At 66.7% G+C, this 20,822-nt stretch carries 22 protein-coding genes, 1 tRNA gene and 1 pseudogene; 10 read left to right on the forward strand and 14 right to left on the reverse strand.

Translation table 11 applies throughout. The features are described from left to right. Nucleotides 1-544 precede the first annotated feature (544 nt). A tRNA-Met gene (locus AC5JCN_RS00670) sits at nt 545-621 on the forward strand. A 351-nt stretch (nt 622-972) separates the two neighbouring features. Next, nucleotides 973-1,656, forward strand: a complete 684-nt coding sequence (locus AC5JCN_RS00675; protein WP_495753073.1) for a hypothetical protein — start codon at nt 973-975, stop codon at nt 1,654-1,656. 129 nt (nt 1,657-1,785) lie between these two features. Here the strand turns inward: AC5JCN_RS00675 and AC5JCN_RS00680 are convergent, their stop codons facing one another. Beyond that, nucleotides 1,786-1,998 carry a hypothetical protein gene (locus tag AC5JCN_RS00680; protein WP_495753074.1) on the reverse strand — a complete coding sequence of 71 codons (213 nt, stop codon included), beginning with the start codon at nt 1,996-1,998 and terminating at the stop codon, nt 1,786-1,788. A gap of 433 nt (nt 1,999-2,431) precedes the next feature. Further along, nucleotides 2,432-3,367, reverse strand: coding sequence for a LysR family transcriptional regulator (locus AC5JCN_RS00685; RefSeq protein WP_495753075.1), 936 nt, complete (start codon nt 3,365-3,367; stop codon nt 2,432-2,434). A 104-nt stretch (nt 3,368-3,471) separates the two neighbouring features. Between AC5JCN_RS00685 and AC5JCN_RS00690 the strand changes: the two genes are divergently transcribed. Genes AC5JCN_RS00690 through AC5JCN_RS00700 form a run of 3 tightly spaced genes read left to right on the forward strand, consistent with a single transcriptional unit; the run spans nt 3,472 to nt 5,274 of the window. Then, the gene (locus AC5JCN_RS00690; protein WP_495753076.1) at nt 3,472-4,230 is read left to right on the forward strand and encodes an SDR family NAD(P)-dependent oxidoreductase; all 759 of its coding nucleotides are present in this window, start codon (nt 3,472-3,474) and stop codon (nt 4,228-4,230) included. A gap of 26 nt (nt 4,231-4,256) precedes the next feature. Further along, nucleotides 4,257-4,859, forward strand: a complete 603-nt coding sequence (locus AC5JCN_RS00695; protein WP_495753077.1) for an NADPH-dependent F420 reductase — start codon at nt 4,257-4,259, stop codon at nt 4,857-4,859. Between the two features lie 28 nt (nt 4,860-4,887). Next, entirely contained in the window at nt 4,888-5,274 is a 387-nt protein-coding gene (locus tag AC5JCN_RS00700; RefSeq protein WP_495753078.1) for a nuclear transport factor 2 family protein, read from the forward strand. 231 nt (nt 5,275-5,505) lie between these two features. Here AC5JCN_RS00700 and AC5JCN_RS00705 read toward each other — a convergent pair whose 3' ends face one another. Beyond that, the gene (locus tag AC5JCN_RS00705) at nt 5,506-6,033 is read right to left on the reverse strand and encodes a TetR/AcrR family transcriptional regulator (protein ID WP_495753079.1); all 528 of its coding nucleotides are present in this window, start codon (nt 6,031-6,033) and stop codon (nt 5,506-5,508) included. 103 nt (nt 6,034-6,136) lie between these two features. Here AC5JCN_RS00705 and AC5JCN_RS00710 point away from each other — a divergent pair, with 103 nt between their 5' ends. After that, nucleotides 6,137-6,541, forward strand: a complete 405-nt coding sequence (locus tag AC5JCN_RS00710) for a VOC family protein (RefSeq protein ID WP_495753080.1) — start codon at nt 6,137-6,139, stop codon at nt 6,539-6,541. 112 nt (nt 6,542-6,653) lie between these two features. Here the strand turns inward: AC5JCN_RS00710 and AC5JCN_RS00715 are convergent, their stop codons facing one another. The 3 genes from AC5JCN_RS00715 to AC5JCN_RS00725 are packed head-to-tail and all read right to left on the reverse strand — an operon-like array spanning nt 6,654 to nt 8,541. Further along, entirely contained in the window at nt 6,654-7,109 is a 456-nt protein-coding gene (locus AC5JCN_RS00715; RefSeq protein ID WP_495753081.1) for a carboxymuconolactone decarboxylase family protein, read from the reverse strand. 30 nt (nt 7,110-7,139) lie between these two features. Then, complete coding sequence (locus tag AC5JCN_RS00720; RefSeq protein WP_495753082.1) at nt 7,140-7,556, reverse strand: cupin domain-containing protein; 417 nt, start codon at nt 7,554-7,556, stop codon at nt 7,140-7,142. Then, nucleotides 7,543-8,541, reverse strand: a complete 999-nt coding sequence (locus AC5JCN_RS00725) for a catalase family peroxidase (RefSeq protein ID WP_495753083.1) — start codon at nt 8,539-8,541, stop codon at nt 7,543-7,545. The genes AC5JCN_RS00720 and AC5JCN_RS00725 overlap by 14 nt, the downstream gene beginning before the upstream one ends. Before the next feature lie 144 nt (nt 8,542-8,685). Here AC5JCN_RS00725 and AC5JCN_RS00730 point away from each other — a divergent pair, with 144 nt between their 5' ends. Then, nucleotides 8,686-9,579 (forward strand): helix-turn-helix domain-containing protein, encoded by an 894-nt coding sequence (locus tag AC5JCN_RS00730; protein ID WP_495753084.1) that lies wholly within the window; start codon nt 8,686-8,688, stop codon nt 9,577-9,579. Nucleotides 9,580-9,723: 144 nt separating this feature from the next. On the opposite strand, the gene AC5JCN_RS00735 is transcribed toward AC5JCN_RS00730, so the two are convergent. The 7 genes and pseudogenes from AC5JCN_RS00735 to AC5JCN_RS00765 form a co-directional block, all read right to left on the reverse strand. Beyond that, nucleotides 9,724-10,722: an aldo/keto reductase gene (locus tag AC5JCN_RS00735; RefSeq protein ID WP_495753085.1), complete on the reverse strand. Its 999-nt coding sequence runs from the start codon at nt 10,720-10,722 to the stop codon at nt 9,724-9,726. Then, nucleotides 10,719-11,999, reverse strand: a complete 1,281-nt coding sequence (locus AC5JCN_RS00740) for a Bcr/CflA family multidrug efflux MFS transporter (protein WP_495753086.1) — start codon at nt 11,997-11,999, stop codon at nt 10,719-10,721. The genes AC5JCN_RS00735 and AC5JCN_RS00740 overlap by 4 nt, the downstream gene beginning before the upstream one ends. A gap of 174 nt (nt 12,000-12,173) precedes the next feature. After that, nucleotides 12,174-13,716, reverse strand: a pseudogene (locus AC5JCN_RS00745) (cation:proton antiporter). A 6-nt stretch (nt 13,717-13,722) separates the two neighbouring features. Beyond that, nucleotides 13,723-14,208: a GNAT family N-acetyltransferase gene (locus AC5JCN_RS00750; protein ID WP_495753087.1), complete on the reverse strand. Its 486-nt coding sequence runs from the start codon at nt 14,206-14,208 to the stop codon at nt 13,723-13,725. A 32-nt stretch (nt 14,209-14,240) separates the two neighbouring features. Next, nucleotides 14,241-15,068: an SDR family oxidoreductase gene (locus AC5JCN_RS00755; protein ID WP_495753088.1), complete on the reverse strand. Its 828-nt coding sequence runs from the start codon at nt 15,066-15,068 to the stop codon at nt 14,241-14,243. A gap of 41 nt (nt 15,069-15,109) precedes the next feature. Then, complete coding sequence (locus tag AC5JCN_RS00760) at nt 15,110-15,943, reverse strand: SDR family oxidoreductase (protein ID WP_495753089.1); 834 nt, start codon at nt 15,941-15,943, stop codon at nt 15,110-15,112. Nucleotides 15,944-16,090: 147 nt separating this feature from the next. After that, the gene (locus AC5JCN_RS00765) at nt 16,091-17,005 is read right to left on the reverse strand and encodes a LysR family transcriptional regulator (protein WP_495753090.1); all 915 of its coding nucleotides are present in this window, start codon (nt 17,003-17,005) and stop codon (nt 16,091-16,093) included. Between the two features lie 57 nt (nt 17,006-17,062). Between AC5JCN_RS00765 and AC5JCN_RS00770 the strand changes: the two genes are divergently transcribed. Continuing rightward, a complete protein-coding gene (locus AC5JCN_RS00770; RefSeq protein WP_495753091.1) occupies nt 17,063-17,398 on the forward strand; it encodes an NAD(P)H-binding protein in 336 nt (111 codons plus the stop codon). 11 nt (nt 17,399-17,409) lie between these two features. Here AC5JCN_RS00770 and AC5JCN_RS00775 read toward each other — a convergent pair whose 3' ends face one another. Then, nucleotides 17,410-18,282, reverse strand: a complete 873-nt coding sequence (locus AC5JCN_RS00775; protein ID WP_495753092.1) for an aldolase — start codon at nt 18,280-18,282, stop codon at nt 17,410-17,412. Between the two features lie 164 nt (nt 18,283-18,446). Between AC5JCN_RS00775 and AC5JCN_RS00780 the strand changes: the two genes are divergently transcribed. Together AC5JCN_RS00780 and AC5JCN_RS00785 are read left to right on the forward strand one after the other, a co-directional pair. Next, the gene (locus tag AC5JCN_RS00780) at nt 18,447-19,439 is read left to right on the forward strand and encodes a LacI family DNA-binding transcriptional regulator (protein ID WP_495753093.1); all 993 of its coding nucleotides are present in this window, start codon (nt 18,447-18,449) and stop codon (nt 19,437-19,439) included. Between the two features lie 54 nt (nt 19,440-19,493). Beyond that, a complete protein-coding gene (locus tag AC5JCN_RS00785; RefSeq protein ID WP_495753094.1) occupies nt 19,494-20,819 on the forward strand; it encodes an ABC transporter substrate-binding protein in 1,326 nt (441 codons plus the stop codon). The last annotated feature ends 3 nt before the right edge of the window (nt 20,820-20,822 follow it).

The following is a 20,822-nucleotide window of genomic DNA, read 5'->3' on the forward strand; positions in this document are numbered from 1 at the left end:
CGCGGGAATGCGTCCGGCGCCACCGCGCGGCCAGCCGCGCCTTCCTCTCGTTGGCGGTGCAACCGTGTCCTGTCAATCGCCCAGGTTGAGCCAGCGCGGCACCCAGCGCCCTTCCGTGTGGACGACCGGCAGTCGCGTCGCGGCGAAACCCGGCATGCCGCCGAGCCGTGCTCCCGGCCATGTCCCCCGAGCCGGGCTCCCGCCCGCGCCTCCGAGCTGAGCGACAGCTCCGTGGCCCCGAGCCGTGCCTCCACATCATGCTCCCCGGCCCAGCTCTTGTGCGCGTCCCCAGAGGCTCTACCGCGGTGGCCTCGGCCCCGGCCCGCGCCGCCTCAGCGCTCCCGCGGCGCGCCTGCGCAAGAGGTCCCGTCAGGCCGCACGCAACGGGTTCGACAACCCGCGCGCAAGCTTCGGAAAAGCCGCGCGCATGTTACCCCATGCTCCCGGACCCTTCCTTGACACCCGCCACGGCCCCAGCCTATATCCGCACCGCCCAGCGGGGGTGCACCGACCGAACCCCGCAAAGCCAGCCGCAAGGCACCGGGGCGGAGTAGCTCAGCTGGTTAGAGCAGAGGAATCATAATCCTTGTGTCGGGGGTTCGAGTCCCTCCTCCGCTACCATTTTGCGATAAGTATCTGAAATAACTTACGAATTTCCGATTTACGGTAGCGGTTCTTGTAACCTGAAAGGCACTCCCAAGTGTTCTTTTCCGGCTCCCTCAAACTGGAGCCTCGCCGTGACCAAAGATCGTTCTGGAACGCCGATTACGCCTAGCGCCCTGACCCGTGACCAGCAGCTTGCGTTCATCAAAGCTTTGGCGCGCTTCCACGCTCGTGTAGACCATGACGCTGGAGTGTCAGGGCTGCGCCGGAAGCGGTTGCTGATGCCGCGCATAAAAACCTGAGCGTAGCCCGCGATTTCTGACTGGCTGCGTTGGCGCTATCGTTCTCGATCGCTCGTCGAGAATCGCCATGTCAGAGAAGCCCTCCGAGTTCAGACCTTGCAACGTCGACAGCTACCGTGGGCTGGTGTGCCGCCTCGTTGACCATCGCTCCACGAGCGTCCCACGACCTATGAACATCGCGTCCAACATCAGCTACAGCCTGCAGTATGTAGAGTTTCTGTCTACGTATTACCGCAAGTACGACCACCACTTCACGATCGATGCGCTACTCGTGAAAGACTTCATCATAGTTTGCTGCGGCATCCTCGAAGCCGTTTTCTACTATGTCGTTAAATCTAGGGGGTGGGCTAGAACAACTGACTTGGAGTTGATCAAGGTGTCTAAGGGTAACCCGTTCGAGCACGGGGGCGACAAGATCATCATACACACCCATATGCTTCGGGTGCTGCCAGAGCCGGTTTTTGAGCAGATGACGTTTGACCAAATGGCCAAGAAAGTGGAAAGCAAGCGTGTCTTCAACGACTCTGGGCTGTATCAGAAGCTCGCGAAAATGCGGAAGCTTCGAAACCACATACACCTTCAGAGCACGTCCCAGGATTTCACCAAGACAGATTTCAATGCCTTCTCACGAGCCGATTTCTGGGAGATGTCGGAGTTGCTTTGGTTGGTGCTGTCCAGCCACTTGTTCAATCCGACTTCTGAGCAGCTGGAGCTTATCGCCTTCCTCAAGAAGCCAGCAGCTACCTCTTAACGCAGCCAATTGCACGACAAGCAGGCTGCACTCGGGACCAAGGGGAGTGGCCACCTCCGTCTTCCATATGACGGGTCCCCGCTACAACCTACCTGCCGTGCACCTAGGCGGCCCCACCTAGGGTAGAACTCAGCCCGGGTTCGTAAGGCCATCCCACTCGCAGTCTGCCGCTTCGATTGCGTCCAATGCTGCACGCAAGGAACTATCGATACCGCTTTCCGGCTGTTGCGCAGAGGCAAGGCGCACGCCTTCGACAATGCCGTACGCTTTGGCGAGGTCGAACTTGTTACAGTTCACATGACGCTCGGTGGCGTCTTTGCCGTCTGCCGTGATCTTGACCATTAGTACCTCCTGGAAATGAATTAAGTCCTATGCCTCCTTTCTAACTCCTAGCCGTGCGTGGGCAAGGGAAAAGCGCCTAGCTGCAATTAATTGCATTGCAGTTGATTGCACCGGTGTCGTTTCGATAACTTCAAAAAGTCCAAATCTGTCAGCAATTTATGCGACCTATATATAACGGAAAAGCAGGGTGGCGTTGGAACAAACACGCTCCTCCGCTACCATTGTCCGTGATACATATGCCTGCTCCATCGCACGCATGATGGATCGCCGGGCCGCCGCCGCCTCCACCGGGAGAGCTGCGGCATTGCACGGTCCAGCACTATGACTGCCGGCAGTGCCCACAGCCCCGCTGAAAGCGACTTCTTGACCCTGAGCAGACGTTGGGGACGTCCGCTTTACGGCGGAAAGTCCTACTCTGCATCTGTTCGCTGTTTCACGCCCGTCCAAGGCTTCCCGCGAAGCGCTCCGCCAGGCGTTGCGCTTTGAACGACGCCTGAAGCCAGTCGACAAAGGCTCTGGTCTTGGCCGGCAGGAGCCGGCGCGACGCGTAGTAGAGCGAGATCGCGCCCGCATCGGCGTACCAGTGCGGCAGAAGCCGAACGAGTCGTCCGTCATCCAACGCGGGCAGGACGTCGGGGACGGCGAGCATGGCGACGCCGAGGCCGAGGAGCGCTGCTTCGCGCGAGGCCGCCGGGTCGTTGACGATGATCGTCTCCCGCAAGAGGCCGGGCATCTCCCGCCCGCCGGCATCGCGCAGCGTCCAGTGGCGGATGCGTCCCGTCGCTATCGACCGCACAACGATGCCGTCCCATTCCTGAAGGTCCCCCGGGTCCCTCGGCTGCGGCCTGCCAGCGACAAAGCCGGGTGATGCCACGGCGATAATATGGGCGGGCGCGAGCGGCCTTGCCACGAAGCCCGGCGACAGCTCGAAGCCGCCGCCGATCGCGGCGTCGTAGCCCTCCGCGACGAGGTCGACCGGGCGGCTCTCGAAGTGCCACTCGGGCTTGACGAGCGGATATCGCGCGAGGAAGTCCGGGAGCATCGGCAGGATGGTCGTGAGGCCGAGCGTCGGCGGCATGCTGAGCTTCAGAAGGCCCGCAGGCTCGTTTCTCGCCCGCGTGATCCCCGCGATGGCGTCCTGAACCCCTTCGAGCGGACCCGCGATCGCCAGCCGGAACGTCTCACCCGCCTCCGTCAGCGTGAGGCTGCGCGTCGAGCGATGGAACAGGCGGACACCCAGGCTGCGCTCCAGCACGGCGACGCTGCGGCTCACCGCGGCCGGGGACAGCGACATGCGCCGCGCGGCTTCGGAGAAGCTCCCCAGTTCGGCGCTGCGGACGAAGCACTCGAGGTTGGCGAGGGACTGCATGGCCTCACCTTCAATGTTTGCTTGAAAGTGTGTCAAGGCAGTTCCGGCTACTTCGAGGGAAATAAAAGAGGCAACCTCCGGGCTTCGAAACACGGAGCCACCTCATGTCCCCAGCCATCCGCCCCCTCGCCGGCAAGACCGCACTGGTCACCGGCGGATCCCGCGGCATCGGCGCTGCGATCGTGCAGCGTCTCGCTAGGGACGGCGCAGACGTGGCTTTCAGCTACTCCCGGTCGAAGGACCAGGCGGAGCACGTGGTCGCCGCAGTCGAGCAACTCGGCCGGCGCGCCGTGGCCATTCGCGCCGACCAGGCGATCCCCACCGACGTGGAGACGCTTGTCCGCGAGGCCCATCGGGTCCTCGGACGGTTGGACATCCTGGTGAACTCCGCAGGCGTGTTCGTGACCGGTCCTGTCGGCGACCCCCAGGCGGATCTCGCCGCGTTCGACCACCAGCTCGCGGTGAACGTGAAGGGGGTGGCGGCCGCAGTGCGCGCCGCCGTCCCGCTCCTGACCGACGGCGGCCGGATCATCTCGATCGGCACCACCGGTGCCGACCACGTCCCCTTTGCCGGGGCGGCCGACTACATCGCCACCAAGGCGGCCGTCGCGGCCTATACCCGTGGGTGGGCGCGCGACCTCGGTCCCCGCGCCATCACCGTCAACGTGATCCAGCCGGGTGCGATCAACACGGACATGAACCCGGAGGACGGTGCCTTCTCGGGCATGCTGAAAGGACTGGCGGCCCTCGGCAGGTATGGCCAGCCGGAGGAGATCGCCGCCGCGGTGGCGTTCCTGGCCGGCCCTGACGCCAGCTACATCACCGGCGCCACCCTCAACGTCGACGGCGGCCAGTCCGCCTGAGCCATTCGGACATCCTGGAGCGCATCATGACCAGCATCGGCATCATCGGGGCCGGAGAGATCGGCGGCGCCATCGCGGCGGCGTTGTCCCGGCACACCATCTCCGCCGTCATCGCGAACAGCCGCGGACCTGCATCTCTCGCGGATCTCGTCGCGGGCCTGGGACCGAGCATCACCGCCGGAACGCGCGAGGATGCGGCCGCCCGTGATATCGTCATCGTCGCCGTCAACTGGTCCAAGCTGCCCTCCGCGCTGGCCGGCCTGCCCGACTTCGGCGGACGTATCGTGATCGACGCCAACAACCCGATCGAGGCGCCCCTGTTCAAGCCGGTCGATCTCGGCGGTCGATCGTCGTCGGAGGTCTTAGCCGACCTCGTTCCGGGCGGGCGCGTGGTCAAGGCGTTCAACCACCTTCGCTCCCACATCCTGTCGGGCGACCCGGCTTCCGAGGGTGGCCAGCGCGTGCTGTTCTACTCGGGGGACGACGGCGGGGCGAAGCAGCAGGTTGCTTCCCTGATCGAGCGGCTCGGCTTCTTCGGCATTGATCTCGGCACCCTTGCTGTCGGAAGCCGCCTCGTCCAGTTTCCGGGTGGTCCCCTCGCGGCCCACAACCTCGTCAGGTTCGGCTGAGCCCCGGTCGTCCAGGAGAGAACCACTCATGTCCGCCAGCGCCGCCCCCGAACCCGACTACGACACGTTGCTCCGCCGCAACCTCGAGCACGTCTTCAACGAGCGGGATGCCGCGCGGCGAGCCGACGCCGTCGCAATGCTCTTCGTCGAGGAGCCCGTCATGTATGAGCCCACGACCGTCGTGCGCGGCCGGGAGGCGATTTCGAACGTCGCCGGCACACTGCTGGAGCAGTTCGGACCCACCTTTAGATTTGCCCCCATGGCCGATGCCGTCGGCCATCACGGCCTGGGGTCACTGCGCTGGCAGGCCGGCCCGGACGGCGGCCCGATCGCCGTCACCGGCACCGACGTGGCTGAAATCGTTGACGGGAAGATCTCACGGCTGTGGGTGCTGCTCGACCCGCCGCGGCCCTGAAGCGCTGGAGAACCGAGGCGCCGGCCAAAGTCTTCCGCTCCACGCTATTCCCTTGGGTGGCTCAGCAACGATCCCGCGACAACATCTTCGACCGACCCGGCCCAACCGTCACCGGATCGGGACAGGGCAAGCGTCTGGCCGCCGAAGCGGAGCGCGCATCCGGGATTTCGGGTGACACCAGGCCATCCCTGCCAATTGCGCGCGTCCGGGACCCGACCCCGCGAAGCGGGGTCATCGGGCGAAAATGCCGGCGCATGCCACGTCCAGATAGGCGTCAACGTCGCATCCGGATGGAACGTCACCTCCGAAGAGCAGCGGGACATAGAGAGGTCCGTAAAGAACCGAAAGCGCAGCCCGAATGTGGACGCCGGACCTCACCTCGCCTGCTTCCACGGCGCGCGCCATCCGCTCAAGACCCCAGCGCTGCCGGGGGGCAAGCCATCGCTCCCCCAAGGCTTTGGCCAACTCAGGCTCGGAGCGTGAAACACCCAACATCGCGGCGAGAGCACGCCCTTTCTCTCCGCGCAACAGTCGCGCCAGCTCTCCGATTTGAGACCGGAAATCGCCCTCCGCCGAGCCCGTGTCGGGAAAGCGCAGCTGCTCTTCGGTTGCGCGGAAGAAAGCGTCGACGGCGAGTTCAGCGCGAGACCGCCACCAGCGGTAGATGGTCGTCTTGCCCGAACCCGCTGCCGCGGCCACTGCCTCGATGGTCACGCCCGCGTAGCCGCGCTCGACCAGCAGCCGAAACGCCGCATCCAAGATGGCGACCTGCGCCTTTTCGCTACGCGGCCGTCCCGAAACTCTTGACTCGTTCATACGAAACGATAGCGTATCGAATATTCAACAGCAAGGAACCGCATCTATGGCTGTGATCCCCCATACCATCGACATTGTCGTCGCCGACATGGCCGACGCGCTCCGCTTCTACCGGACCTTGGGTTTGCAGGTGCCCGACGGACTGGACGACGAGATGCAGGTGCAGGTCGCCACTCCGGGGGGCGCGACCCTGGGATTTCTCACCGAGGCGATGATGAGGCAGGCTTATCCCGATTGGGTCCAGCCGGTTGGCCAACGTGTGACCTTCGCCTGCCGGTGCGACAACGCCGCCGAGCTCGACGCGACATACGATCATGTCGTGGCTGCTGGCTACGTGGGCCGCAAGGAGCCTTGGGACGCCTTTTGGGGCCAGCGTTACGCCATGCTCAATGACCCCGACGGCAATCGCGTCGATCTGTTTGCAGCCATTGCCGCGGACGGTGAGGAGTAAGGCCGTCGTGGAGGCCTGGGCTGGCCGAGCCGAACGCGAAGGATTGACCTTGAGCTGACGTTCAGCAGGTCCAAAAAGCGATCCGAATGGTCGGCTCGTCCGATCCACGGCTTCACACCGGCTGGCGGGGCTCGGGGCCCCGCCGGAAGCTGATCGCGATCCGATTGTAGGTGTTGATCAGACCGATCGCGAGCGTCAGGTCGACCAGCTCCTTCCCGTCGAAGAGGGCCCGGGTCGATGCAAAGACCTCGTCAGGGACATGGCTGTCGGCGACCAACGTAACTGCTTCGGTCCAGCCGAGCGCCGCCTGCTCACGAGGGGTGAACCAGCCTTCCGCCTCCCGCCACGAGGACAGCAGCAGCAGCTTCTGAGGGGACTGACCCGCCTTCAGCAGGTCCTGCGCGTGAGTGTCGATGCAGTAGGTGCAGCCATTGATCTGCGAGGCGCGGAGGTAGACGAGGTCGACCAGGGACTTCTCGAGCCCGCATCCCGATACGTATCCATAAAGCGCCCCGAGGGCCTTCATTCCCGGCGCGGCCAGCGCCTGGTAGTCGATCCGCAAGCTCATGTCGGATGTCCTTTCAGATCGATGCCAGGGTCACGGATCGTCCGCCTTCAGCGCATCGCCCGTCGGCGCGATGAAGACGACGAGCAGCATCGCCGGCTCGGTCGCGCTGCCGTTCTCAGTCAGGACGTGATGATCCCCGGGCTTCTCGGTCCAGCTGTCTCCGGTTCGGTAGGTGCGGACAGGCTCACCCTCGATCTGGCTCCGCACGGTTCCGGCGAGCACGCGGGCGAACAGGAAGGCGCGGCCATGACGGTGTGGCGATGATCTCGAGCCCGGCGGCAAATTGACCTCGACGGCCGTCATCGTCTGCCCGGGAAGGTTGGGCAGAGCTTCATTGAGAATGGGCCGGAGCGTCTCCGGCGGTGCCGAACCAGCCTGCCCGGTACCGCTGGCGATCCCCGCAGCCAGAACACCGGCGGCGAGGACCCGCGACCTACTGCCGTTCACCGAACGACACCGGGTAGGCCGCGTTGCGCACCTCGACCATGGGATCGGCGATACCGATCCCGGAGGGAACGTCGCCGGGGAGGAAGAGGAGCGCGCGATCGCGCTCGGGCGTATTGGGAACCGCCTTGTCGATGGTGATGACCCCGAGCGTCACCTGCCGGCGAGTGTCGGGCCAGGCGAGGGAGGGGTCGTCGACCCTGTCGCCGGGATCGCCGACCTGGGCGATCCAGGTGAAGGTAACGGGGTGCTCGGCGACGCGGGGCCCGATCTCGTCCATGAGATAGTCGGCCGAGCGGGCCTTCACTGCGTCTGGCGACAGATAGTGCTCGCCGTCGCCGGGAACGTAGCGGTACCGCACGGCAAGCTTCTTCCCGGCCGCATCCACGAAGTAGAAGGCGTTCACCCCGAAATAGGCGGCCGTCGCAAAGCTCTCGGGTGGCGGCTTCTGCGTGGTGAAGAAGGCGAGCGCGCGCGGGTGGGATGCGAAGAAGGCGTCGAGCGGCGTCGGCTTGGCCGCGTCCGGGCCGCTCTTCGGCAGGGCCTGGAGCAGCGTGCTGAACTCCGCAGCAGTGGCCACCGGAAAGCCGTTGAAGCTGTGGGAGACGATGTCGTACGTCGCCCCGTCCGGGAGATCGAACTTGATGGCCAGGCCGCGCGGGTTCGCATCTCCGCTGGTGTCGGGGATGTCGGGCAGGCCGGTGAAGTCCGAGAACCTCACGGTAACCGGGCGGCGGCCCGCGAACACCGACGCGGTCGAGAGTTTCGCTGCATCGGCAGTCGGCTGAAAGCTGCCCTGGAGAATAACCCCTTTGGCGTGGACCGCCCGGGCATGCCGATTACCGAAGGCGCCGTGGAAATCTTGCACCAGTTGCGCGGGCAGGTCTGATGAAGCCGTTTCTGCCATCGCCGTTGCTCCCGCAGTCGCGAGCAGGGTCATTGCACTCGTGAGAATGGTCAGCGTCGTCCGCCGTCGCTGCTGGTCCATCGCAGGCTCCTCGCCGGGAAGAAGGAGCCCCTACGCTCCCAGAGGGCGGTTCACGTGTCCGTTCCCAGATTGCTGTTTTTGCCGCCGCGCGGGCCTGCAAATGCTAGGGTGCACGCGCACCTTGTTCCCCCGTGAGGTTGCTCCATGGACCTGCTCGCCGACGGGCTGCGCAAGTATGGCGGGCTCGACGTCGTCTCCACCTCCCGATCACTCGCCTGGCACGGACTGGTGGCGGACCTGCGCCATCACGAAGCCGCGGAGCTGCCGCCCTTCGAGCCGAAGGCGCTGGAGATCTGCATCGCCGTCGCCTGCCACGAGGACTGCGTGGTGACGCGCCGCGGCCAGGGTGTCTGGCAGCGGACGCAAGTCGAGCCCGGCGTCATCTGGCTCTGCCCGAGCGGGGTGCAGGAGGAGGACATCCGGATCTCCGAATGGCACGACATCCTGCATCTCTATCTGCCGGTGGACGGCTTCATTCGCCACGCCGACGAACATGGAGGTGCTCCGGTGGCCGCGGACTCCGTCCGCTACCTCGCCGGGGTGCGGGACGACCTGATCCGGCAGGCCGGCTGGCACCTGTTGTCGGAGATGCGGGAGCCGACATCGACTTCGCAGTTGCGCGTGCAGGACCTGTCGCAGCGACTGACCGGGCGGATCGTGGAGCGCTACGCCAGCGGCCGGGGCAGGGCTGGTCCGGTGCCGCGCCAGCATCGCCTTGATGAACAGAGGCTGCGGCGCGTGCTGGAGTACATGGCCCAACACATCGAGCAAGATATCAGCCTCGACGACCTCGCCGCGGCGGCGTGCCTGAGTCCTTTCCACTTCAACCGGATGTTCACCCGGCGCATGGGGATGCCTCCCCACCGCTATGTCGGCCGGATGAGACTGGAACGCGCGAAGACTCTCCTCGCCCTCGGGCGCCTTCCCCTGGCCGAGATCGCCCTCGCGTGCTGCTTCTCGTCGCAGTCGAACTTTTCACGCGCGTTCAGGAGAGCCACGGGAGCAAGTCCGCTGAACTTCCGCCGACAGGCGAATTAGGCCGCTCTTGGCCAGAGAAGGGAAACTGCGTCACAGAGGGTGCGATGGAGCAACTACCCGACCATCGCTGACGGCAGTCAGGACGGACCTGCTTTTTTCCGAGACGAGAGCACCGGGACTGGACACGGCTCTCGCCGGTTGCCGTCAGCGGTTGGTCTGGGCCAGCACGGCCTCAGGAAGCCTCGCGCCGTGGATGGGGATCCTGTACGCAGCGTCTGCAATGGACGCGAGGTCAGCGGCTGTGAGTTCAACTTGCGCTGCGCCGAGGTTTTCCTCGAGGCGATGCCGTTTGGTCGTGCCGGGGATCGGCACGATCCAGGGCTTTTGGGCCAGCAGCCAGGCGAGCGCCACCTGGGCGGGGGTGGCCTGCTTGGTCCCGGCGATCTGCTTCAGGAGGTCGACGAGCGCCATGTTGGCGGCTCGCGCGGCTGAAGCGAAACGGGGCGACATCGAGCGGAAATCCGTCGGCGCGAGCTGGGTTGCCGGGTCGATGGTGCCCGTCAGGAAGCCGGCGCCAAGTGGGCTGAACGGCACGAAGCCGATCCCGAGTTCCTCACAGAGCGCAAGGACGCCGTTCTCCTCCACGTCGCGGGTCCAGAGCGAATACTCGTTCTGAAGAGCGGTGACGGGCTGCACGGCGTGCGCACGACGCAGGGATTCCAGGCTGGGCTCCGAGAGGCCGAAGTGCCTGACCTTGCCGGCAGCGATCAGGTCCTTCACCGCGCCCGCCACATCCTCCATCGGAACGGCGGGATCGACCCGGTGCTGGTAGAGGAGATCGATGCGATCTGTCCGCAGTCGCTGCAAGGAGGCCTCGACCACGGCGCTGATGTGATCGGGCCGGCTGTTGAGCCGTCCGGTGCGGGCGCCGGTCGCCATATCGATGTCGAATCCGAACTTGGTCGCCAGGACCACCCGGTCGCGGAAGGGTTCGACGGCCTCGCCCAGGATAGCCTCGTTCGAGAACGGACCGTAGGCCTCGGCCGTGTCGAAGAACGTGATGCCACCCTCATAGGCCGCCCGGATCATGGCGACGGCCTCGTCGTGGGGTGCCGGCGTGCCGTATGCCGAGGTGAGGCCCATGCAGCCATAGCCGAGGGCGGAGACTTCGAGGCCGTCATGGCCGAGGGTGCGTGTCTTCATGACGTTTCTCCTGTCGAAGCGTTGGCGACGGGGATCCTGGGCAGGAGCAGCCGCGTCACGGTGAAACTGAGGATGCCGCCGGCGCCGATGATCCAGCCCATGGGCCAGGGCGTGCCATCGGCGAAGGCGCCGACCATGCCGGCGCTCAGCATGCCCATGACGTAGTGGGTAGCGCCGACCAGCGCGGAGGCAGCACCGGCCTGGCGCGGGAAGGCGGCGAGCGCGCCCGCCACGGAGTTGGCGACGATGAAGCCCGACATCGACGTGTAGAGCAGGAGGGCAGCCACGAGGCCAGGCAGGCCGCCCCAGCCAGTCCGCGACGTGACCATGACCAGGGCTCCACCGACGGCAAGCACCAGGGTGGCCGCCCGCAAAATCCGATCGGCCCCGAAGCGGCGCACGAAGCGGGCATTCAGGACGTTGGCACCCATGATCACCGCGACCGCCAATCCAAAGAGCAGGCCGTAGAGACGCGGGTCCACGCCGTAGTACTCAATATAGGCGAACGGCGTGCCGGCGATGTAGGCGAAGATCCCCGCGTAGTAGAAGCCGCCTGCCAGTGCATAGCCGACGAGCCGCTTTTCTCCGAGAAGGCTTGCGTAGCTGGCGAACGCTTCGCGCAAGGGCGTCGGGTCGCGGCGGGACGGAGGAAGCGTCTCGGGAATGGTCCGCAGCGCCAGCAAGGCCGCGGATCCGCAGACTGCGATCAGCCAGAAGATGGCCTGCCACGACCAGAGAGCCACGATCTGGCCGCCGAGGATCGGCGCGGCGAGCGGCGCCACGGCCATGATGGTGATCAGGGTGGACAACATCTGCGCCGCCCGGTCCCGGGCATACAGGTCCCGAACCATGGCGCGCGACAGGACCGGCCCGACCGAGGCGCCCAACGCCTGGGCCACACGCCACAGTGTAAGCGTCGCGACGGACGTCGAGAGGGCGCAGCCGATCGTCGCCACGACGAAGAGGGCGAGGCCTGCGGCCACCGGCCCCTTGCGTCCCAAGCGGTCGCCAAGCGGCCCCCAGAGCAGCTGACCGAGGCCGAAGCCGATGAGGTAGCCGGAGATGGTGAACTCCATCTGCCCCGGTGCCGCCTTGAGTGCCTGGGCCATCGCCGGCAGGGCCGGGAGGTACATGTCGGTCGCGATGTTGCCCAAGCCCATCAGCGCGCTCAGCACCACGAGCATGTGCAGCGGAACGCGGTCCGGCTGGCCTTCAGCCGCTTGCGGCCATGCGTGGGTTGCGTCCGTCGCGAGACCGGAGGGATGGGAGGAGGACATTGCGTCACCTTCGGCGTGGAGCGGAGGCCAGCGTCTGGAGAGCACCCTGACGCTCACACCGACAGCGGCCCCTGCTTTCTGAAGGTAGCGATCAGAACGCCCTGCGATTAGCCGGGGTAATCTGACTGAACCTATGACGCCGGCTTATCAATGAGGCCGCCCGCCGTTCTAGGCTCAATTGGCCCCGCGGCTCAGGCTGAGCTCCCGCCAGTCCAGGTCCTCCTCGATGCGACGGTAGGCCTCGTCGCCGATGGTCCCGGCGCTGCGAAGATCCTCGAGCGCTGGCACGGCTCGCCACCAAAGCCCGCCGTCGCAAAGAGGCCCCGGGGGCGGGATGCGGCGCGTCAGACAATCGCGCCTGCCCGAGGTCCTCGGTGTAGTCCTGTCGCAGGCGCTCGGCCTCGGCGCTGGTATTCCCGTCGAGCGTCCCCATGGCCGCCTTCAGGACGGCCTTCCTTGCGAGCCGCAGCTCCGTCTCGACAACGTCGTCCTTCGGCAGTGCCAGCAATCGCAGGAGGGGTCGTAGCGTGAGACCCTGGAGAACCAGGGTGCCCAGCACGACCACGAACGCCGTCAACTGGATCGCGTCGCGCTCTGGGAACCCGGCGGGTACGGCGAGCGCCGCGGCAAGGGTGACGATGCCACGCATGCCCGACCAGCCCACGGCCAGGGCCTCGCGGGCGGAGGGGGCGTCCTGTTGCCGAGGAGAGCCCCGGGAGAAGACCCGCCGGGCGATGGCATCCGCGTAGTGATGAGTGAAGACCCACGCGATGCGGACGACGATGACGACCCCCAGAATGGCAACCGCGGCCAGCAGGTCGTGCCAGCGTTCAGCGGGGCCGAGCGCGGTCCAGATGGGACCGAGCTGCAGGCCGACCAGCGTGAAGGCGAGGACGTTGAGGACAACGGTCGCCGTCTCCCAGATGGCGAAGGACGGGATCCGCAGGCGGGCCGGCATGGGCGAGGACGTCCGCCGCGCCAGCGTCAGGCCGAACACGACCAGGGTGACCACGCCCGACAATTCAAGGCGCTCTGCCAGGAGCCAGAGGGCAAAGGTCATCACGAACTGGAGGATGACCGAGCTCGGCGCATCCTCGATCATTCCTGTCAGCCGGCGTGCGGGGAACGCGGCGAGCCACCCCACGAGAACACTGCCGGCGAAGACCAGGGCGAACGCGGGCGCCGCGTCCTTGAGACTGAACCCGCCCGCCGCCACCGCTCCCACGGCGAGCCGGTAGATCAGCAGCGCGGAGGCGTCATTCAGCAGGCTCTCGCCCTCCAGGATCACGCGCATGCGGTGGGGCGGCTCGACCTGGCGCAGCACCGCGAGCGCAGCGACGGCATCGGGCGGCGCCAGCAGGGCGCCCAGCGCGACGGCCGCCGCCCAGGGCATCTCCGGGAAAAGCCACCGGGCCGTGAAGGCGACGGCCACGGTGGTAAGGCCGACGGCGACCAGCACGAGCGATGAGACCGGAATCCAGTTCCGGCGCAGGTCCCGCAGCGATGCATCATAGGCCGCGTCGAGCAGCACGGGCGCGACGAAGAGCGCCAGGGTCAGGTCCGGGGGAAGGTCGAGCCGGGGTGCGCCCGGCACGAAGGCGAGCAGGGCCCCGCCGAGGGCCAGCAACGTGGGGTAGGGCACGCCGTACCGGCGCGCGAATATGGAAAGGAGCGTGGCAGCCAGGAGCAGGGCCAGAAGGGATTCGAAGACATGCACGAGCCGTCACTCCTTGCCGTGCGGCTCCCACGTCATCTCCACCATGGTGCGCCGGAAGCCGATCTTGCGAAACAGGCTCTGGGCCGCAGCGTTGCGTGCGGCCGTGGAAAGCACTACCCGCGGAGCCCCGCGTTCGAGGAGAGCGGCCAGGGTCGCGTCCAGCAGCCGTCGTCCGATCCCTTCGCGGCGGCGCGCGGGATCCACGATGAGGTCGTAGATGACCCCGGCCGCACCGCGCAGCGCCATGTAGTCGGTCCCTTCGACACCCGCGTAGGTGTAGCCGAGGCAATTGCCCGCCTCCTCGGCGACAAGGACGACGACGTCCTCCCGGCCGAGGTGGCTTGTCAGGAAGCGGCCGTAGGCGCGGGCGGTGTCAGGACCGGCCGGGATGAACCGCTCGGGGTCGAGGCCATGGTGCATGTCGACCAGCAGGGCGCCGTGGCGACCCAGGGTGGTTTCGTCGGCCGGGGACGCGGGCCGGATGCGGATCATGGCAGGCTGGTCCAGGGTTGCGGACCTGCGCCTCACTCCGGCGCAAGCTCTCCGTACCAATAGGCCGCCGTGACGCCGCCATCCATCAGGATGTCGCTGCCCGTGATGAAGCCTCCGTCCGGCCCCATCAGCACCGCCGCCACGCCGGCGACCTCGTCCGGCGTGCCGGCCCGGCCGGCTGCGGAGATGTCGATCATGCGCCTGTAGCCCTCGCCACGGGGGCCGATCAGCTTGTCCCGCGCGAGAGGGGTCATGATGATGCCAGGGCTGATCGCGTTGATCCGTGCGCCCCGCTTGCCCCAGCGCACCGCCTCTGCGGCGACGCGCAGCACGTTCCCGCGCTTGGAGAGCTGGTAGGCGTGCAAGGTGTCCTTGAACTCGCCTGACGCGAGGAAGTGCAGCGCCAGCAGGTCCTCCACCGGCGTCATTGCCAGCGCCTTGTTCGTCTCGGTGGGAAGCCCCGGGAGCCGGTGGCCCGACTGCGAGGCGATCACCACGCCGGAACCGCCCGGCGCGATGACCTCGCCGAAGAGGTCGAGCACCAGGGCCGTTCCGTAGAGGTCGACCTTCAGGATGGTCTCGATCGGCGCCTGGCTCGGCGAGACGCCCGCAGCGTGGACGAGGCCGGTCACTTCGCCGAGGCCCGTCGCCTGAGTGACGAGCCTCTCGACGTCGGCGCGGGAGGAGACGTCAATCTCGGCGGTGCTGGTCTCGAAGCCCGCGTTGGCCAGCACTTCGGCGGCAGCAGCGGCGTTCTCTCGGGAGCGGTCGGCCAGCAGAACGTGCCTGCCGGTCCCGATCCGCCGGGCGATGGCCTGGCCGATCTGGCCGGGACCGATGACGACAAGGACGTTGGTCATGACTGTAGTCCCTTGCAGGAGGGAAGTGGCTCGGCCGGGCCTCAGCCCGGCATCGGCAGCGTGCCCGCGAACATGGCGGCGATCACGCCCCCGTCGATCAGGAGGTCGCTGCCGGTCACGAAGCCGGCGTCGGGGCCGAGGAGGTAGGACGCGGCCACCGCGATCTCCTCGGGCGGGGCCATCCTCCCGGCCGGAGACGCGGCGAGCATCGCCCTATAGCCCTCGCCGATGGGCGAGTTGAGCTCGTGCTGGGCCAGGGGCGTCGCCACGATGCCGGGGCTGATGCTGTTGACCCGTGCGCCACGCCTGCCCCAGGCGATCGCTTCGGCCTGGACGCGAAGATGATTGGCGCGCTTGGCCATGATGTAGGCCGCCATCGAGTTCGGTACCGCGTCGCCCTTCAGGAACGGCAGGTCGAGCAGTTCGTCGGCCGGCGTGAAGCCCAGGGCGTGGTTTTGCTCGGCCGTCAGGGGCGGCATCATGTGGCCGGCCATGCTGGAGATCACGAGGCCGGCCCCGCCGGGGGCGATGATGCGGCCGAACACCTCGAACACCAGCGCCGAGCCGTAGAGGTCGACGGCCAGGACCCGGTTCGGAGGCGCCATGTTGGGCGAGAGCCCGGCCGTGTTGACGACCTGCGTGACTCTGCCCAGCGACTGGGCTTTGTCCGCCAGGGCCTGGACGGAGCTCCGGGACGACACATCCACGATCTGTGTCTCGACGTGGTAGCTGCCGTTGCGGAGATCTTCGGCCGCGGCCGCGAGGAGCTTGTCGTTGAAATCCGCAAGAAGGACGGTCTTGCCGAAGCCCTGCCTGCGGGCGATGGCCATGCCGATTCCGCCGGCGCCGATGACCACGATCACGTCGCTTGCCATGTCGATTGCTCCTCCCGCAGGTCCGGAGGCGGAGCGCGATGCGGCGCCGACCCGGACGGGCTGGCCGACACTTAGACGTCGCGACTTCCTGCGATTAGCGGGCGCTCGCTGGATGCGCTTATTCGATCCGCTAATGAATGCCCGGGATCACGCCGGGGAGCCGTTCCTCTGCGGGCTTGCCCTCAACTCGTCGAGCAGAGCCGAAAAGGCCGGAGAAGGGTGCCGGCGATTGGGATAGTAAAGGTGGTATCCCGCGAACGGAGGGCTCCAGTCCTCCAGCACCTGGACCAGCCGCCCCGCCGCGACGGCATCTCTTGCCACGTCTTCCATGATGATCGCGAGCACGCCCCCGTTCAGCGCAGCGTCCAAAAGCAGCTGGGAATCGTTGAGCACCAGGGGGCCGTCGACATGCACGTTGACGGCGTGGCCATCGCGCTCGAACTCCCATGCATAAAGGGCTCCGGAGGACGCGAGCCGGATGTTGCAGCAGCGGTGCCGGGTGAGATCCTGCGGTTCCTGCGGAGTACCGTGCTCGGCGAAGTAGGCAGGTGATCCGACGACGACCATGCGCAGGTCGGGACCGATCCGCAGCGCGACCATATCCTTGGCGATCTGTTCCCCGAGCCTCACGCCGGCGTCGAACTGCTCGGTGACGATGTCGTTGAGCGCCGACGACACGGAGATCTCGACCTTGATGTCGGGATAGCGGGCGGTGAGCCGCAGCACGGCCGGCCAGAGGACGGTCTCCACGGCATGCCGCCCAGCCGTCAGCCGCAGCGAACCGGACGGCTCCTCCCGCAGGGCGCTGAGAGCGTCCAGGCGAGCTTCGATATCGCCCAGTGCCGGCCTGAGCGTCTCAAGCAGCTGTTCGCCTGCCGGCGTGGGCATGACGCTGCGGGTCGTGCGGGTCAGAAGCCGGATCTTCAACCGCTCTTCCAGCCGCCGGACCGATTGGCTCAGCGCCGATTGCGAGCGGCCGAGCCGGGCGGCGGCCCGCGTGAAGCTGCGCACTTCCGCGACAAGCGCGAAGATCGCGAGATCGGCCAGCTCATCGGTCAGCATTCATCACTCCAGCTGATCAGTGCATGCACGATTTCCAGCCTAATCCGATGACTGTTGGTGCTCCACTCTCCCGCTGGCTTGGCTACGCCACCCACCCGCGGGCTGAGATACGACCCTGAGCAAGTCCAGCTCCTCGACCGCGCGACGCTGGTGCGGGCCGTTACCGGAAATGACATCGTCTACGCGAACCTGGCCGGAGACCTGGAACGACAGGCCGAGGCCATCGTCTGCGTGATGGCCCAGACCGGCGTGCGGCGGCTGATCTTCGTGAGCTCGATGGGGATCTATGACGAGATCCCCGGCGAACGCGTCGTCGAGCGCCGGGTGAGCGTTCGCGTGCACTTCACTCGAGCCTGGTCCGGCGATGTTGCTTCGGTGCCGGTGACACCGTAGCGCCGCGTTGATCAGCGCGCCCGGTCCACCACTTCGCACAGCCGTTCCAGGCGGGGCAGGGCGTCCTCCCGCAGCGCCTTTTCGGTGTCGGCGTTGCCGATGACCGTGCGCCATACCGCGCGGCCAGCAAGGAAGCCGGAGGCGCCTTCCTTGCAGCACCATTCAACGGCCTGGGGGAAGTCGTCGGGTGCCACCCCCGAGGAGAGTACCACCCAGGGGCTGGCGATGATCTCGGTGAGTTCGGCCGCCTGCCGGCGGACCAGCGCCTCGCCGCCCTTGCCATAGTTCGGGACCTCGGCCTTGTAGAGATCGGCGCCGCAGGAGCCGAGTTCGCGTGCCGCTGCGAGGATCCCGGCCTCCGCATCCCAGGCCCGGCCGTCGCGCGGCCTGCGCGAGACGGGCTCGACGATGCTGATCAGGTCGGCCTCGCGGCAGCGCGCCAGGAAGGCCTCGACGAGGGCGCGGCGGCTTTCCGGCGTTTGGTCGGGACGCCACGGCACCAGTAGCTTCAAGGCCACGCCACCGTCTTTCTTCACCTTGGCGGGTTCCACCAGAGGATCGAGCTCCACCTCTCCGACGAGCTCGCCATGGGCTGGGATAAAGTCGTCCGCCGCCGCGATCAGTCCGCAGCCGGGAGCGACGGCCTTTTCGGCCACGGCCCGGTCCCAGGCGAAGGGTCGATCAATCAGCACGGCGGAGGCTGCAGGGGTCAGCACGCGCAGTGCCGCCATCTTGAAATCCGAGAGCTGAGCGTCGCTCACCGGCCCGTCCTGCTTTTCCGCGAACATGGCCCGCATGGATTCACGCTGGTCCACCGCGAGCATCGCGAACGCGCCTGACGGGCGCTGCAGCGTGGCGAGGGCGGGTGAGGCGGATCGGGCCATGGTCGCTTGCTCCGGAGGGTGGCCGGGTCCACCGGCCTGCCGGGTTCTGTGTAAAGCCCCCACGGACGCGTGTAAACGTTGACATATGACCTCGTTTCGTGATGTACACGTTGACATCGGCCTGAACCCTAGAATTTGCAAAGGAGCTGCCGGTGGGAGGAGCCGTGAACCGCAAGCCGGCGACGGTCTTCGATGTCGCCCGGGAGTCGGGCGTCTCGACCGCCACCGTCTCGCGTGTCTTCACCGGCAAGACCGACCGGGTCGCGCCGGAGACGCTGGAGCGGGTTCGCCATGCGGCGCGGCAACTCGGCTACACACCGTCCGAGATCGGCCGCTCCCTGCGGCTCGCCACGACGCGCATCGTGGTGCTCATCGTGCCCGACGCTACCAATGATTTCTGCGCCGACGTCGCCATTTCGCTCGAGCAGGCGCTGAAGACCGCCGGGCTCTCGATGGTCCTATGCAACACGGGCGAGGACGCGGACCGGCAGGACGAGCTCATCGACGATGCGGAGGGGCTTCGGCCGCACGCCGTCATCCTTCTCGGCGCCATCGACACTCCGCGCCTGCGGGCGCTGGCCCGCTCGAAGACGCGGGTGGTGTTCGTCAATCGCCGTCCGTCGCCGGGGGTGAAGGCGCCCTTCGTCGGCATCGACAACGAGGCCGCCGGGCGCGTTGTGGCGCGCCACTTTCTTGACCGGGGCTATGCGCGCTTCGCCATCATCCATGGCTCGCGCCGCTATTCGGCGAGCCGCGGGCGGCTCACGGGCTTTCTTGCCTGCCTCGCGGAGAGCGGTGTTCCCGCCGATAGCGTCACGCAGATCGAAAGCGAGCTCACCATGGAGGCAGGCTACCGGCACGGACGGGAGCTGCTCAGCCGCGCTTCACCGCCGCGCGCCGTGTTCTGCGGCAACGACATGATCGCCTACGGCATCCACCGCGCCGCCACCGAGCGCGGCGTCGGCGTGCCCGCGGATCTCGCGATCTGCGGATTCGACGACAACCGGGTCAACGAGTGGCTGGCGCCCTGGCTGACCACTGTCCGCATCCCCGCCCTCGATTTCGGGCCGGCCGTCCTCTCCCTCCTGCAGGGCGGCGAGGCGGCCGAGGGAGAAGTCATCCTGCCGTTTTCCCTGACCCTGCGTCATTCGACATGACGAACTCCTTTTCCTGACGACGCCGCCAAGAAACCAAAGCAAAGGAGGAAAATCATGAGGGCTCTACTTCTATCAGGCGTGTTCCTGCTCGGAGCCGCCGGGGCGCACGCCACCGAGATCACCGTCGCCACCGTGAACAATCCGGACATGGTGATGATGGAGAAGCTCAGCGCCGAGTTCACCAAGGCGCACCCCGACATCACCGTGAAGTTCGCCGTGCTGCCCGACGCTGTGCTGCGCCAGAACATCACCCAGGACGTCGCGGTCGGGGGAGGACGCTACGACATCGTCACCGTCGGTCCCTACGAGGTGCAGTCGAGCTGGGTCGCCAACAAGTGGCTCGCGCCCCTGACCCCGATGTTTGCCGGCCTGAGCGACGCCGACAAGAAGGCCTACGACCTCGACGACCTCATCCCGACGATCCGCGGTGCGTTGTCCGTCAAGAACGACCTCTATGCGCTGCCCTTCTACGGCGAGAGCTCCTTCACGATGTACCGGAAGGATCTGTTCGAGAAGGCCGGCCTCACCATGCCGGACGCGCCGACCTGGACGCAGATCGCCGAGTTCGCCTGCAAGCTCAACGACCCGAAGAACGGCGTCTACGGCATCGCCATGAAGGGCATTCCGGACTACGGCCAGCTCGCGCCCTTCATCACCTTCATGCACTCCTACGGCGCTAAGTGGTTCGACGAGAACTGGAAGCCGCAGATCAACAGCCCCGCCTTCAAGAAGGCGTTCGTCGCCTACACCGACCTCGTGAAGAAGTGCGGCGCTCCCGGTGCGCCGAACATCGGCTTCAACGAGGCGCTGACCCTGATGAGCCAGGGCAAGGCGGCGATCTGGGTCGATGCCACCGTGGCCGCCGGCTTCCTGGCCGATCCCAAGAGCTCCAAGGTTGCCGGCAAGATCGGCTACGCGCTCGCGCCGACAGAGGGTTCGCAGAACGGCTCTGCCTGGCTGTGGACCTGGGCGCTCGGCATCGTCGAGAGCTCCAAGCACAAGAAGGAAAGCTTCGAGTTCATCCGCTGGGCCACCTCGAAGGAGTATGCCGACCTCGTCGCCAAGACCGAGGGCCCGCTGCGGATCCCCTCGGGCACGCGCACGTCGACCTATGCGCGGGCGGACTACACCGGCGCAGCCCCCTTCGCGGCAACCGTGTTGAAGGCGATCGAGGCGGCGGACATGAAGAACCCGTCGAAGGACAAGGTGCCCTACACCGGCACGGCGCAGGTCAACATCCCCGAATACGCGTCCTGGGCGGCCGAATTCGGCCAGAACTTTTCGGCGGTCATCGCTGGCAGCATGTCTGTCGACGACGCGCTCAACAAGTCGCAGGACGCGGCGGTGCGCGTGATGACTGACGCCGGCTACATCAAGTAAGGC

The sequence above is a fragment of the Alsobacter sp. genome (genome assembly GCF_059501845.1).

Excerpts from the sequence above, each read along its gene's own strand:
- AC5JCN_RS00715 (WP_495753081.1), bottom strand. The coding sequence starts at position 7,109 with ATGAGCTTGCGGATCGACTACCAGGCGCTGGCCGCGCCGGGAATGAAG.
- AC5JCN_RS00700 (WP_495753078.1), top strand. The coding sequence starts at position 4,888 with ATGTCCGCCAGCGCCGCCCCCGAACCCGACTACGACACGTTGCTCCGC.
- AC5JCN_RS00695 (WP_495753077.1), top strand. The coding sequence starts at position 4,257 with ATGACCAGCATCGGCATCATCGGGGCCGGAGAGATCGGCGGCGCCATC.
- AC5JCN_RS00730 (WP_495753084.1), top strand. The coding sequence starts at position 8,686 with ATGGACCTGCTCGCCGACGGGCTGCGCAAGTATGGCGGGCTCGACGTC.
- AC5JCN_RS00750 (WP_495753087.1), bottom strand. The coding sequence starts at position 14,208 with ATGATCCGCATCCGGCCCGCGTCCCCGGCCGACGAAACCACCCTGGGT.
- AC5JCN_RS00680 (WP_495753074.1), bottom strand. The coding sequence starts at position 1,998 with ATGGTCAAGATCACGGCAGACGGCAAAGACGCCACCGAGCGTCATGTG.
- AC5JCN_RS00725 (WP_495753083.1), bottom strand. The coding sequence starts at position 8,541 with ATGGACCAGCAGCGACGGCGGACGACGCTGACCATTCTCACGAGTGCA.
- AC5JCN_RS00685 (WP_495753075.1), bottom strand. The coding sequence starts at position 3,367 with ATGCAGTCCCTCGCCAACCTCGAGTGCTTCGTCCGCAGCGCCGAACTG.
- AC5JCN_RS00785 (WP_495753094.1), top strand. The coding sequence starts at position 19,494 with ATGAGGGCTCTACTTCTATCAGGCGTGTTCCTGCTCGGAGCCGCCGGG.
- AC5JCN_RS00675 (WP_495753073.1), top strand. The coding sequence starts at position 973 with ATGTCAGAGAAGCCCTCCGAGTTCAGACCTTGCAACGTCGACAGCTAC.
- AC5JCN_RS00740 (WP_495753086.1), bottom strand. The coding sequence starts at position 11,999 with ATGTCCTCCTCCCATCCCTCCGGTCTCGCGACGGACGCAACCCACGCA.
- AC5JCN_RS00760 (WP_495753089.1), bottom strand. The coding sequence starts at position 15,943 with ATGGCAAGCGACGTGATCGTGGTCATCGGCGCCGGCGGAATCGGCATG.
- AC5JCN_RS00735 (WP_495753085.1), bottom strand. The coding sequence starts at position 10,722 with ATGAAGACACGCACCCTCGGCCATGACGGCCTCGAAGTCTCCGCCCTC.
- AC5JCN_RS00755 (WP_495753088.1), bottom strand. The coding sequence starts at position 15,068 with ATGACCAACGTCCTTGTCGTCATCGGTCCCGGCCAGATCGGCCAGGCC.
- AC5JCN_RS00690 (WP_495753076.1), top strand. The coding sequence starts at position 3,472 with ATGTCCCCAGCCATCCGCCCCCTCGCCGGCAAGACCGCACTGGTCACC.
- AC5JCN_RS00710 (WP_495753080.1), top strand. The coding sequence starts at position 6,137 with ATGGCTGTGATCCCCCATACCATCGACATTGTCGTCGCCGACATGGCC.
- AC5JCN_RS00775 (WP_495753092.1), bottom strand. The coding sequence starts at position 18,282 with ATGGCCCGATCCGCCTCACCCGCCCTCGCCACGCTGCAGCGCCCGTCA.
- AC5JCN_RS00765 (WP_495753090.1), bottom strand. The coding sequence starts at position 17,005 with ATGCTGACCGATGAGCTGGCCGATCTCGCGATCTTCGCGCTTGTCGCG.